This window comes from Brachybacterium sp. FME24 (genome assembly GCF_014897705.1).
Taxonomy (GTDB): domain Bacteria; phylum Actinomycetota; class Actinomycetes; order Actinomycetales; family Dermabacteraceae; genus Brachybacterium.
Genome location: NZ_JABUXV010000009.1, coordinates 35,957 through 48,494, shown reverse-complemented (window position 1 = coordinate 48,494; position 12,538 = coordinate 35,957). Strand labels below are relative to the sequence as shown.

General features: G+C 70.3%; 13 protein-coding genes. 6 read left to right on the top strand and 7 right to left on the bottom strand.

Features of this window, described 5'->3' with window-relative positions; translation table 11 throughout:
- Positions 1-10 precede the first annotated feature (10 nt).
- From INT51_RS11580 to INT51_RS11560, 6 genes are all read right to left on the bottom strand, one after another.
- On the bottom strand, positions 11-814 hold the full coding sequence (locus tag INT51_RS11580; RefSeq protein ID WP_193105465.1) for an SDR family NAD(P)-dependent oxidoreductase: 804 nt from the start codon (positions 812-814) through the stop codon (positions 11-13).
- A gap of 101 nt (positions 815-915) precedes the next feature.
- Positions 916-2,418, bottom strand: a complete 1,503-nt coding sequence (locus INT51_RS11575; protein WP_193105464.1) for a GntP family permease — start codon at positions 2,416-2,418, stop codon at positions 916-918.
- Positions 2,419-2,465: 47 nt separating this feature from the next.
- Positions 2,466-3,386, bottom strand: coding sequence for a sugar phosphate isomerase/epimerase (locus tag INT51_RS11570; protein WP_193105613.1), 921 nt, complete (start codon positions 3,384-3,386; stop codon positions 2,466-2,468).
- Between the two features lie 270 nt (positions 3,387-3,656).
- Positions 3,657-3,980 carry a HAMP domain-containing sensor histidine kinase gene (locus tag INT51_RS22275; protein WP_304502170.1) on the bottom strand — a complete coding sequence of 108 codons (324 nt, stop codon included), beginning with the start codon at positions 3,978-3,980 and terminating at the stop codon, positions 3,657-3,659.
- Positions 3,865-4,869, bottom strand: coding sequence for a HAMP domain-containing sensor histidine kinase (locus tag INT51_RS22695; protein WP_304502169.1), 1,005 nt, complete (start codon positions 4,867-4,869; stop codon positions 3,865-3,867). The genes INT51_RS22275 and INT51_RS22695 overlap by 116 nt, the downstream gene beginning before the upstream one ends.
- Positions 4,862-5,521 (bottom strand): response regulator transcription factor, encoded by a 660-nt coding sequence (locus tag INT51_RS11560; protein ID WP_193105463.1) that lies wholly within the window; start codon positions 5,519-5,521, stop codon positions 4,862-4,864. Before INT51_RS11560 ends, INT51_RS22695 begins: the two co-directional genes overlap by 8 nt.
- A gap of 166 nt (positions 5,522-5,687) precedes the next feature.
- Between INT51_RS11560 and INT51_RS11555 the strand changes: the two genes are divergently transcribed.
- From INT51_RS11555 to INT51_RS11540, 4 genes are read left to right on the top strand one after another with little or no spacing between them, the layout of a single operon-like run.
- Positions 5,688-6,203 carry a hypothetical protein gene (locus tag INT51_RS11555; protein ID WP_193105462.1) on the top strand — a complete coding sequence of 172 codons (516 nt, stop codon included), beginning with the start codon at positions 5,688-5,690 and terminating at the stop codon, positions 6,201-6,203.
- Entirely contained in the window at positions 6,203-7,303 is a 1,101-nt protein-coding gene (locus tag INT51_RS11550) for an efflux RND transporter periplasmic adaptor subunit (protein ID WP_193105461.1), read from the top strand. Before INT51_RS11555 ends, INT51_RS11550 begins: the two co-directional genes overlap by 1 nt.
- Positions 7,300-8,064 carry an ABC transporter ATP-binding protein gene (locus INT51_RS11545; protein WP_255509783.1) on the top strand — a complete coding sequence of 255 codons (765 nt, stop codon included), beginning with the start codon at positions 7,300-7,302 and terminating at the stop codon, positions 8,062-8,064. Before INT51_RS11550 ends, INT51_RS11545 begins: the two co-directional genes overlap by 4 nt.
- Positions 8,061-9,302, top strand: coding sequence for an ABC transporter permease (locus tag INT51_RS11540; RefSeq protein WP_304502168.1), 1,242 nt, complete (start codon positions 8,061-8,063; stop codon positions 9,300-9,302). Before INT51_RS11545 ends, INT51_RS11540 begins: the two co-directional genes overlap by 4 nt.
- A gap of 321 nt (positions 9,303-9,623) precedes the next feature.
- On the opposite strand, the gene INT51_RS11535 is transcribed toward INT51_RS11540, so the two are convergent.
- Complete coding sequence (locus tag INT51_RS11535) at positions 9,624-10,403, bottom strand: FadR/GntR family transcriptional regulator (RefSeq protein WP_304502167.1); 780 nt, start codon at positions 10,401-10,403, stop codon at positions 9,624-9,626.
- Positions 10,404-10,635: 232 nt separating this feature from the next.
- Between INT51_RS11535 and INT51_RS11530 the strand changes: the two genes are divergently transcribed.
- Together INT51_RS11530 and INT51_RS11525 are read left to right on the top strand one after the other, a co-directional pair.
- Positions 10,636-11,508, top strand: a complete 873-nt coding sequence (locus tag INT51_RS11530) for a sugar phosphate isomerase/epimerase (RefSeq protein WP_193105460.1) — start codon at positions 10,636-10,638, stop codon at positions 11,506-11,508.
- Between the two features lie 128 nt (positions 11,509-11,636).
- Entirely contained in the window at positions 11,637-12,536 is a 900-nt protein-coding gene (locus tag INT51_RS11525) for a phosphogluconate dehydrogenase C-terminal domain-containing protein (protein ID WP_193105459.1), read from the top strand.
- The last annotated feature ends 2 nt before the right edge of the window (positions 12,537-12,538 follow it).

Genomic DNA, 12,538 nt, shown 5'->3' with positions numbered 1-12,538 from the left:
CCGGCGCGTCTCAGTGCATGTGCTTGCCGCCATCGACGCTGATCGAGGTGCCGTTGACGTAGCTCGAGTCCTCGCTGACCAGGAAGTTGATCAGGCCGGCGACCTCCTCGGGCTGGCCCACGCGGTGCAGCGGGATGTTGGCCGACATGCCGACCTTGCGGTCGTCGGTGAGGGTGCCGCCCATGATGTCGGTGTCGATCGGGCCGGGCAGGATCACGTTCGCGGTGATGCCGTACTCGCCCAGCTCGCGCGCGGCGCCACGGGTCAGCCCCTGCACGGCGGCCTTCGCCGCGGCGTAGCCGGTCTTGGAGAAGGTGCCGCCGCCGTCGAGCGCGGTGATCGAGGCGGTGTTCACGATGCGACCGCCGAAGCCGCCGTCGATCATGCGCTTGGCCGCGGCCTGGATCATCAGCAGGGTGCCCTTGCCGTTGACGTTCATGACCTTGTCCCAGATCTCGGAGGTGATCTTGAGGATCGAGTGAGGGCTGGGGATGCCGGCGAGGTTCACCAGAGCGGCGATCGGCGGCATCTCCGCGTCGATGCGCTCGAACGCCGCATCCACGGCGGCCTGGTCGGAGATGTCGACGCCGACGCCGAGGACCTTCAGGCCGCTCTCGGCGGGGATCTCGGCCGTCAGCTCGGCGGCGAAGGCTTCGGTGGCGGCGCCGTCGATGTCGGCCGCGACAACGCTCCAGCCCTCGGAGACGAGCTTGCGGACGACCTTGCGGCCGATGCCGCGCTCGGCGCCGGCGCCGGTGACGATCGCGGTGCGCTCGTCGGGGAAGGGCTGGATCCTCTGGATCTCGAGGGTCATCGTGATCTCCGTTCGTGGTGGGATTCGTGGGGTGATTCGTGAAGTGATGCGGGGCGGCGCCCGACGAGGTGTCCGCCGTCGGGCGCCGGCGAGTCGACCCGTCAGCCGCTCGCGCCGAGCACGAGGCTCAGCACGAACAGCATCGGGATCGACGCCGCCCACATCACGGTGGTCAGTCCGGAGTGCGCCTTCAGTGCCGCCGTTCCCTCAAGACCGAGGAAGCGAGTGACGACCCAGAAGTAGGAATCGTTGAAGTAGCTGCACACCATGGCTCCGGCCACGCAGGCCATGACCGCGACCAGCGGGTCGAGCCCGATCGTCGCCATCACGGGAGCCGTGACGGAAGCCGCGGTGATCATCGAGACCGTGCCGGAGCCCTGGGCGATGCGCACGATCGAGGCGATGAGGAACGGCAGCAGGAACGACGGCAGCGGGAGACCGCTGATCGCTCCGGCGAGAGCATCGCCGATCCCGGTGTCGCGCAGCACCTGGCCGAGGCCGCCGCCGGCACCGGTGATCAGCAGGATCAGACCGGCGTCGGCCGCAGCGTCGGCGAGCCACTTGTGGCTCTTCGTGCGCGGGGTCCAGCGCGGCAGCAGGAGGTAGACGGCCAGGACCAGGCCGATCAGCAGCGCGATCACCGGGTCGCCGATGAACACGAAGGGTCCGGCCCAGGAGGACGGCTCGTAGTCCGCCGCCAGAGCTGTGCCCTGGGCATTCATGTCGATCGCGGAGACGACGGTGTTCATGACGATCAGCACGATCGGCACCACCAGCGGGAGCAGACCGATGAAGGCACCGACCCGGTGGGGCGCGGCGCCGGCCGGGCGCTCGCCCAGCCCGTCGTCCTCGGGGTCGGGGTCCTCGAGATCCTCGAGGTCGACGGGGGCCTCACCTGAGCCGCTGCCGCCACCGGTGGCCACGGCCACCGAGGATCGGTCCGCGCGCACGTCCCCGTAGACCGCCTCCTGGATCTCGGCGTCGATCAGCGGCTCGACCTTGGGGCCGATCCACTTCGCGTACAGGGTGACCACCGGGATCATGAGCACGGTGAAGACGAGGCCGGTGATGATCACCGAACCGACGCTGACGCCGAGGATGCCGGCCACTCCCAGCGGCCCGGGGGTCGGCGGGACGAAGTGGTGCGTGATCACCATGCCGCCGGCGAGGGCGATGCCCAGCGTGGCGTAGCCGTACCGCTTGACCCTCGCGATCGCCCTGGCCAGCGGGTTCATGATCACGTAGCCGGAGTCGCAGAAGACGGGCACCGAGATCAGGGCGCCGATGCTGGTCATGGCCCAGGGTTCGCGGCCCTTGCCGAACAGGCGCAGGAACGCCATGGCGATGGCCTGGGCGGCACCGGAGACCTCGAGGATCTTCCCGATGGCCACGCCCAGGCCGATCACGATGCCGATCGACGCCAGCGTGCTGCCGAAGCCGGTCTTGATGGATCCGACGATGTCGGGCAGCGACTGCCCGGCGATCAGTCCGACCACGACGGAGGCGATCAGCAGTCCGGAGAACGCGTCCAGACGCGTCTTCAGGACGATGACCACGATGAGCGCGATGCCGACGAGCAGCGCGATGAGCAGGATGGGATCCATCAGAACTCCTTTGTCCTCAGGGAATCAGGGGGTCTCGACCCTAGGCCTCATGCGAGGGCCGAGGCGAGCACCTGCCTGATGTACTGCACGTTCTCGGCGATGACGCCGAGGGAGTCGGAGCCGTAGTGCTCGCAGCAGAAGGGCCCGGTGTACCCGACCTCGACGGCGCGCTGGATGACCTTGCGGTAGTTGATGTAGCCGTACTTCAGCGGCATCGGGGCCGAGGAGTACGCGCCGGTCGCGGCGTCGAAGTCGCGGGTGTAGTTCTTGATGTGCCAGAAGTTCGAGTGCGGCAGGACCTTCTCGAACATGTCCTCCCAGGGCTCGACCTCGCGGTGCAGGCGCACCAGGTTGCCGATGTCCGGGTTCAGGCCGACGGCCTCGTGATCGACCTCGGTCACGAAGGCGACGGCCTCGTCGGCGGTGCCGACGTAGGTGTCCTCGTACATCTCGAGGCTGACCTGGATGCCCTGATCCTTCGCGGCGTCGCCGAGGGTGCGGATCCGCTCGATGGCGAGGTCGCGCAGCGCCGGATCGTCGACGTGGCCGTCCTCGAGCCAGAACCAGATGGCCTTGGCCTGGGCCTCGGTGATGGCCTGCATGAAGCCGGTGTTGACGATGCTCACGCCGAAGCTGGGGGCGAGCTCGATGAAGCGCAGTGCGTCGGCGAGGTTCGCCTCGCCGTTGTCGACGTCCACCACCGAGTTGCGGGTCATGGAGATCGAGGAGAGGGACATGCCCTCCCCGTCGAGGACGCTGCGGAACTCCTCGACGCGCTCGTCGCTGAGCTTGGCGAGCGGGAGCCAGGCATCGGTGGGGTCGATCTGGTCGACGCCGAGCGCCTTGACCTCGCGCAGCTGCGACGCCCAGACGGAGGCGGGGGCCTCCAGGGTGGGGGTGCCGTCCGGAGTGGTGTTGCCGAAGGACAGCATGTTGGCGCCGATGGGCCAATTCTCCGCTGTGAACATCGTCGTCCTCTTTCCCGTGGAAGTCATCTCACCATGGATCCTATAGGATCAATGGGCTGCTGTGAAGTACTCGACGGATTCGGTCCGGCCACGCGCGCCGTGGCGCTTCGGCAAGGCAGATCTGCGCAAAGGTCCCGGCCGAGATCCAAGGATTCCCGGGACCTTCCGGAGAGCCGATGGCGGCGTTGGAGGTATCTCTCCGTGGGGAACGGAGGGTGAACGCACCGGCTCGGGGTGAGTGCGACCGGGGGCCTCGTTATTCGGCGGAACCTACGAGGTCGGCTCGGGTTCGACGTCAGCGCGGGGCAGGTCGAGATGCACGGTGAGGCCACCGGCCGCATTGGGGTGCAGCGCGAGTGCCCCGTCGTGCGCGGTGGCGACGGCCGCGACGATGGGCAGGCCGAGTCCGTGGCCCGACCCGCGAATGAGCGTGCGCCCTGCGCCACGCGCGAAGGGTTCGGTGAGCGCGTCGAGCGACTCACGCGGGACCAGCGGACCGGTGTTGGAGACGGTGACGCGCGCATGGCCGGCGTCCGGGGAGACGCCCACGGTGGCCTGCCCCGCCAGCACGTTGTGCCGGATCGCGTTGCGCACCAGGTTGGTCACGGCCTGGCGCAGAAGGACCGGGTCCCCCCAGGGCCACGCAGGGCGGGCCGGCGGCGGTCAGGTCGACGTCGGCGGCGACCGCCTCGTCGGCGAGGCCCGCCACCACGTCGTGGGCCAGGGCGCTGAGGTCGACCGGGACGCGAACCGCCGTGCCGGAGTCCGCGTCGGCGAGGTCGAGGAGCGCGTCGACGGTCTCGACGCTGGTGCGGTTGACCTCCCCGACCCGTTCGGCCAGCCGGCGCAGCTCCGCCCGGTCCGCGTCGGGGTCGGCGAGGGCGACATCGATCATCGTCTTGGTGGTGGCCAGCGGGGTACGCAGCTCGTGGGAGGCGTTGGCAGCGAACCTGCGATGGGCGGCGAACGAACGCTCGAGCGACGCGAGCATGCGGTCGAAGGTGTGCGCGAGGTCGTGGATCTCGTCGGAGGGGCCGTCGAGAGCGATGCGATGGTCGAGCGTGCCGGAGGAAGCGCGGTTCGCCGCGGCGTTGATGACGGCGAGCGGCCTGATGATGCGCCCGGCCATCAGCCAGCCGACGGCGCCGCTCAGCACCGCGAGCAGAGCCAGCGCGATGATCGAGGCGACCAGCAGGTTGTCGAGGAAATCCTCGGCGCTGCTGATCGAGATGCCGCGCGTCGTCGGCTGGATCGGGGCCGGAACAGGGGCCCCGTTCGCGCCGGATTCCGTGGCCCCTCTCGTACCGGATCTGAGGGGCGCGATCTGATAGCTGGGCACGAAGCGCATGTACAGGTACACGATCGCGATCAGCACCGCGCCGCTCCCGGTGACGAGACCCGCGTAGGTGAGCGTGAGCCGGGCACGGATCGTCAGCGTGCGCCGCCGCTCGGCCCGGCGTGGCCCACCGGTCACCTCAGGCACCGAATCTATAGCCGGCGCCGGGCACCGTCTGGACGACCCAGGGATCGCCGAGACGTCGGCGCAGAGTGGAGATGGTGACCCGGATGGTGTGGGTGAACGGGTCCGCGTTCGAATCCCAGGCGCGCTCCAACAGGGTCTCGGCGCTGAGCACCCCGCCGTCGGCGTTCATCAGCAGCTGGAGCACCGCGAACTCCTTGGGGCTGAGACGGACCAGCCGCCCGTCGCGGTACACCTCATGGCGGAAGACGTCGAGCCGGACGCCGTGTGCCTCGACCACCGGGGGTCGCGCCGGCTGGCTGCGGCGTTCGAGCGCACGCAGCCGGGCGACCAGCTCGGGGAACTCGAACGGCTTGAGCAGGTAATCATCGGCGCCCAGCTCGAACCCGGAGACGCGATCGCCCAGGGAGCGCGCGGCGGTGAGCATCAGCACCCGCACCTCGGGGTGGTCCCGGGCGAGCCGCGCGCAGACCTCGTCGCCGTGGATCCCGGGCAGGTCACGGTCGAGGACCACCACGTCGTAGCCGTCCACGGCGACCGACTCGAGAGCAGCCCCTCCGTCGTGGACGACGTCGGCGGCGATGGTCTCGCGACGCAGACCCACCCGGACGGCGTCGGCGAGATAGGGCTCGTCCTCCACGATCAGCACGCGCACTACCGGCCCCCGGATCTAGGTCAAGGCATGAGTTCGGAACAGGACCAGGGAAACACATCCGGGGTTCGGAGAACGTCAAGGAATCCCTGAACCCCCTGGCAACACCCCCGGTGCTCGACTGGACAGGTCCACGGACAGCCCGTGACCCCTGATCAAGGAGCACCTCATGCACACGTACCGGATCGTGAAGCTCACCGCCGCAGCCCTGGCGGCCCCGCTGCTGCTCGTCGCGCTCACGGCGTGCGGCACCACCGGTGACTCGCCGGATGCGGACAGCAGTGCCGGCGGCCCGGCCGCGACGGACCAGTCCTTCGAGCAGTGGGAGCTCGAGTACGCCTCCTGCCTGCGTGAGCAGGGTGTCGACCTACCCGATCCGGGCCCGGACGGGGGGATCCAACCGCCGTCGGACGACGGGTTCATGGAGGCGTCCGAGGCGTGCGTGGAGGAACTGGGCGATCCGCCGGCACGGCCCGGGGGTGAGCCGGAGGAGTCGGACGAGGAGAGGCAGGCGGCGATGCTGATGCTGGCCGCGTGCTTCCGCGACCACGGCGTCGACGTCCCGGACCCGAAGCCCGGCGAGTTGGTGACCATTCCCGACGACGCCCCGGAAGAGGTCCTGGAGGAGTGCGCTTCGAACGGCTCCGGCGGCGTCAGCCACGGCGGACTCTCGGGAGACAACTGATGGCGGGCACCGACGAGAACGGCGCGGCCGACCCCCACCCCCGGCACCCCCGACGGCGTCTGGTCCTCTCGCTGGCAGTCATGGCCGCGATAGCGGGCGGCGCAGGATTCGGGATCCACGCGGTCGCGAGCCAGGCCGACGAGCAGGGCGAGACCTCCCCGGTGTTCCGGGGCAAGACCGACGAGGTGGTCCGCGGCGACCTGGAGGGCAGCACCACCGCCCAGGGCACGCTGCGATTCTCCGACCCGCGCCCCACCCGGTCCGCGCGGCCGGGAGTCCTGACCGGCCTGCCGAAGGCAGGAGCCGTGGTGAGCCCGGGCGAACGCCTCTACGCCGTCGACAACGTCCCGGTGTTCCTGCTGCGCGGCACACTGCCGGCATGGCGTGACTTCGCCGTCGACATGAGCGACGGGCCGGACGTGCGGCAGCTGGAGCAGAACCTGCTCGACCTCGGCCACCTCGACGCCGAGCCCGACGAGACGTTCACCTGGGCCACCGCCGAAGCGGTCATGGACTGGCAGGATGCCGTGGGCCAGGAACGCACCGGCAAGCTGGCCCTCGGATCGGTCCTGTTCGCCGACGGCGACCTGCGGATCGGCCCGCTGACCGCGAGCGTCGGAAGCCAGGCCGGCTCCGAGACGGAGCTGTTCACCGTGAGCGACACCAGCCAGGTCGTGAACGTGGATCTGCCCTTGGACGTTCAGCAGCTCGCCGTCGTCGACAACCCGGTCACCGTGCGCCTCCCGGGCGGGTCGCAGACCACCGGGACGATCACCTCGGTCGGCGGCCCGACCGAGACCGAAGACTCCAGCACCGTCATCCCGGTGGTCATCTCCCTGGACGCCCCGGAGGATGCCGCGGCCTTCCAACAGGCCACGGTGACCGTCGACATCCCCAGCGAACGGCGCGAGGACGTGCTCTCGGTACCCGTAGGGGCCCTCATCGCGATCTCACCCGAGCAGTTCGGCATCGAGCTGGTGGCGGCCGACGGCACCACCCGCCAGATCCCCGTGACCACGGGCCTGTTCGCCGGCGGTCGAGTGGAGATCTCGGGCGACGGCGTCGAGGCCGGCCAGAACGTGGTGGTGCCCCAACGATGAGGTCCACTACGACGCCCACCCTGCCCGCGCACTCGGCACTGAACCCGCTCATCATGCTCGACGACGTCCACCGGGCCTACGGCCAGCCGCCGGTCCTGGCCGTCGCGGGGGTGACCCTGCGGATCATGCCCGGCGAGCTGGTCGCGATCGTCGGGCCCAGCGGGTCCGGCAAGTCCACCCTGCTCAACCTCATCGGCACCCTGGACCGTCCCACGGCGGGGATCGCCCGCATCGACGGCCTGGACGTCGACGACCTGCCCGACCGGACTCTCTCGGCCCTGCGGGCGTATCGCATCGGGTTCGTGTTCCAGCAGTTCCACCTGGCCGACGGCGTCACCGCCCTGGACAACGTCGCCGACGGGCTCCTGTACGCGGGGGTCCCGCGCGCCGAGCGCCGTCGTCAGGCCGCCGTCGCGCTGGACCGTGTCGGCCTGGGCGGGCGGCTCGGCCATCGATCCAACCAGCTCTCCGGCGGGGAACGACAGCGGGTCGCGATAGCCCGCGCCGTGGTGGGTGACCCACCCCTGCTGCTGGCCGACGAGCCCACCGGCAACCTCGACACCGCCTCGGGCACCTCGATCGTGGAGCTGCTCCATGAGCTCAACACGCAGGGCACCACTGTCGTGGTGATCACCCACGACACCGAGCTCGCTGGACGACTGCCTCGGCAGATCGCCCTCCGGGATGGTCGTGTGACCAGAGATTCGACCGGATCTGGGACTGCCGGTGCCCTTGCGGGGAGCTCGAGGGCGGAGACGTGAGCACCGTGACCGCCGTTCCCCCGCCGGAAGCAACGAGCCCACCCTCACCCGCGCGACCTCCGGAGCGGTCTCGCCTGCTCGTCCGGGACGTGCTGCGTCTGGGCACTTCCGGGCTGAGGTCACGACCGACCCGCGCCGTGCTCTCCGCGCTGGGGATCGCCATCGGCATCGCCGCGATGATCGCCGTGGTGGGCATCTCGTCGTCCAGCCAGGCCCGGCTGAACGCCCAGCTGGAGCAGCTCGGCACGAACCTGTTGACCGTGCAAGCCGGCGAGAGCCTCATGGGTCAAGAGCCCGAGCTGCCACCCGACGCCCTGGGCAAGGTGCGGCGGGTCGAGGGGATCGCGACTGCCACCAGCACGGCGACCCTCCAGGAGTCCGTCTACCGCAGTTCGCTGTCTGACCCCGACGCGACGGGCGGGATCACCACCCTGGTCGCTGACCAGAACCTGCTCGGCGTGGTCTCCGGCCAGGTCGGCTCGGGGGTCTGGCTCAACTCGGCCACGGAGACCTTCCCCGCGGTGGTGCTCGGCAGCGTCGCCGCCGAGCGGCTGGGGGTGGTCGCCCCCGGCACCCAGATCTGGCTGGGCGGCACCGGTTTCACCGTGGTCGGCATTCTGGACCCGGTGCCGCTGGCCCCCGAGCTGGACGCCGCGGCGCTCATCGGGACCGAGATCGCCATCGACCTGTTCGACTTCACCGGCAGCCCCACCACGATCTACGAGCGCTCGGCCGACGAGGCGGTCGAGACCGTCCGGGACCTACTGCCCCCGACGATCGCGCCGGAAGCGCCTCACGAGGTCACGGTGTCCCGGCCCTCGGACGCCCTCGCTGCGCGGACCGCCGCCAACGATGCGTTCACCGGCCTGCTGCTCGGGCTCGGCTCGATCGCGCTGCTCGTCGGCGGGATCGGCGTGGCCAACACCATGATCATCTCCGTGCTCGAACGCCGGCGAGAGATCGGGCTGCGGCGCTCCCTGGGTGCTACCCGGCGGCACATCCTGGTCCAGTTCCTCACGGAGGCGCTGCTGCTGTCCGCACTGGGCGGTGTCTTCGGGAGCGCCCTCGGGACGGCCGCGACCGGCATCATGGCCGGGATCAACGGCTGGCCGTTCGCCCTCCCGCCCGTCGCGGTCGTCGTCGCAGTCACCGCCACGCTCCTCATCGGTGCGATCGCCGGTCTCTACCCCGCGGTCCGCGCCGCCCGGACGCCACCGACAGCGGCCCTGAGCTCCTGATGAGTGAGCGGGCGAAGGGCTGCAGGTCCATGGGCCTAGTACGGAACTGACCACCAAGAGAGGACGAATGGCCGGACCTTGTCGGTCCGGCCATTCGTGTGATGCTCCGCAGCCTCGGCGGTCGCTGCGACACGGCACGGCCGAACTCCGGCTCCCGCGCCGCCACAGGCGTCGAGCTGCTCCGTCCCGGCACGCTTCAGACACCCGGATTCCTGCAGCCTCCGCGGGTCACTGCAGACTTTCGGCTCTCTGGGCGTCTTCACGTCGCCAGCGAGCGTCGACTCGGCGCCGAGAACCAGAAGGTTTCGGGGAGAGCCGGGATCAGTCGCTCGGGCGCGCCTCGCGCAGGATGCGCTCGGAGGCGGTGGCCATGTGCTGCTCCATCGCCTCACCGGCCCCGGCGGCGTCGCCGGCGGTGATGGCACGCGCGATCGCGTCATGCTCGGCGATCGCGCGGTCGATGTCCTGGCGGTTGTCGACGGCGCGGTCGAACCAGACCCGCAGGAGCGTGCGAGTCGTGGCCAGCAGCTCGTTGATCAGGCCGTTCCCGCCGATCTGGGCGAGCACGCGGTGGAACGCGACGTCGGCGGCGACATACCCCTCGGGGTCGTTCGCCGCCGCGCGCTGCTCCTGGACCAGACGCATCAGCTCGGCCTTCTGCTCCGCGGTCGCGGTCGCGGCGGCCAGCTGAGCTGCCGAACGCTCCAGCGCCCCGCGCACGACGCTCAGCTCGGCGGTGCGCTCCTGATCCATGAGCAGGGACCACGACAAGGTGCTGGGCAGCAGCTCCGAGGTGCTCGAACGCAAGTAGGTGCCGGAGCCGGCCCGGGTCGCGACCACCCCGAGCACCTCGAGTGCGGAGATCGCCTCGCGCACCGCGCTGCGACCGACGCCGAGCTCCTCGGCGAGCGCGCGCTCCCCCGGCAGCCGGTCGCCGGGACGCATCGATTCGCCCAGCAGCAGATCCAGCAGGCGGTAGGTGACGGCGCTGCTCGGGGAACGGCTCAACCCCTCCGGCACGGCCCGGCCCGGCCCGAAGCGGGGCGGCGTCGACGCGTCGTCGGCAACGGGCCCGGAGGAGGGCTGCGATGAGGTGCTCACAGCGCCTCACAGTACCGGCACCCCTGTGTCCCGCTCCCGACATCACGGCGGGTTCCCCCGGGCACAACCTCTCAACTGGCCAACCGGTTGACCAATCTGTCGATCTGGGCTTAGTGTGCGGTGCAACGTCCGGAACGACGGCCGACCGGAAGCATCTCTCCGGTCCCGTCGCACGAATCCCTCCGACCGGACCCTCGGCAGACCGCGACTCGCACGATGGAGTGAACCGCGCATGAAGATCGGCATCGGCACCTACGCCCTGTTCTGGGAGTTCCAGAACACCCACCGCGACCCCCTGAGCATCCCCGGGATGATCGACCGCGCCGCCCGCCTGGGCTGCGACGTGTTCCAGATCTGCGACGACCCCCGCATCGAGGCCGAGGACCCCGCCGGCCTGCGCGCCCTGCGCGAGCGTGCCGAGATCCTGGGCATCGAGCTCGAGCTGGGCACCCGAACCATCGGCCGTGAGCACCTTGCCCGCTACGTGGACATCGCCGAGGCCCTCGGCGCCCGCACGCTGCGCTCGATGATCCAGGCCCCGGAGATCGCCGGCGGTGCGGCGACCGCGGCCGACGAGCTGCGCGCCACCCTCCCGCGCCTGGAGGCCAGCGGGATCGCCCTCGCCCTGGAGACCTACGAACAGGTGCCCACCGCCACCCTGCTCGCGGTGATCGAGCAGGTCGACAGTCCACTGGTGGGGATCTGCCTGGATCCTGCCAACTGCGTCTCCGCCCTCGAGCACCCGAAGCAGGTGGTCGAATCCTGCGCAGCGCACACCGTGAACCTGCACGTGAAGGACTTCGCCTTCGCCCGCCAGGAGGGCTGGGTGGGCTTCACCTACTCCGGCGCACCCCTCGGCGACGGCCTGCTCGACCTCGACCACGAGCTGTCCGCCGTGTACAGCGGGGCCGCCCCCCTCTCCGGGAAGCGCTCCGCACGCACCGACGACGGACCCGCCCACGCCGCACGCCGTTCCCCCAGCGCGATCGTCGAGCACTGGCTGCCCTGGCAGGGCGATCTCGAGACCACGCTCGCCACCGAGCGCGAATGGACCGACCGCACGCTCGCCGCCCTGCGCGAGTGGCGCGACACCCACGTCACCTGAGCACGCGACCGTCGGCCGACGCCGGTCGCACCCGCCCCACCCGGCCCTCGCGGCCGAGTCGTCCCCCGGCCCGCACGGGCCGACCCCAGCGCTCCACCCCGGGACGCTGCACACCGAAGGAGTCAGAGATGACCAGCAAGGAACTGAACCCCCTGTTCGGCAAGAGCGTCGAGCTGGATCCGTCGATCAGCGTCGCCGTCGTCGGCGCCGCCGGCAAGATGGGCACCCGCGTCTCGAACAACCTCAACCTCACCGACGCACCCGTCTACTACGTCGAGGCGTCCGAGGCCGGCCAGGAGCGCCTGGCCGAGCTGGGCCGCGAGGTCACGGCGCTCGAGGAGGCCGCGCAGCTGGCCGACGTGGTCATCCTCGCGATCCCCGACGTGATCCTCGGGAAGGTCTCCGAGCAGGTGGTTCCGCTGATGAAGGACGGTTCAGTGCTCCTGACCCTCGATCCCGCGGCCGCCTACGCGGGCCTGCTCGCGCAGCGTGAGGGCGTGCATCAGGCCTGCGCGCACCCGGCCCACCCGTCGGTCTTCCTCGAGCGCACCACCAAGGAGGAGTGGGCCGACACCTTCGGTGGCATCGCCGCACCTCAGGAGGTCGTGGCCGCCTACGAGGGCGAGGACGACGCCGTCCGAGAGCGCACCGCCGCGGTGATCCGCGCGATCTACGCCCCCGTCATCGACGTGCACTGGGTGACCATCAAGCAGCTGGCCCAGCTCGAGCCCACCCTGGTCGAGACCACCGGCTGCATGATCGGGCAGTTCCTCAAGGATTCGATGGACCACGCCATCAACGAGGTCGGCATCCCGGAGAAGGCCGTGAAGGCCCTGTTCTATGGCCACATCTTCATCTCGCTCACCAATGCGCTGCGCGGATCGAACCCCTTCTCCGACGCCTGCCTGCGCGCCATGGACTACGGCCGCGAATCCATCATCAAGGAGGACTGGACGAAGATCTGGGACGACGCGGAGCTGGACAAGGTCCTGGCCACGATGCTCGACCTCGACTCGATCGAGCGCTGAGA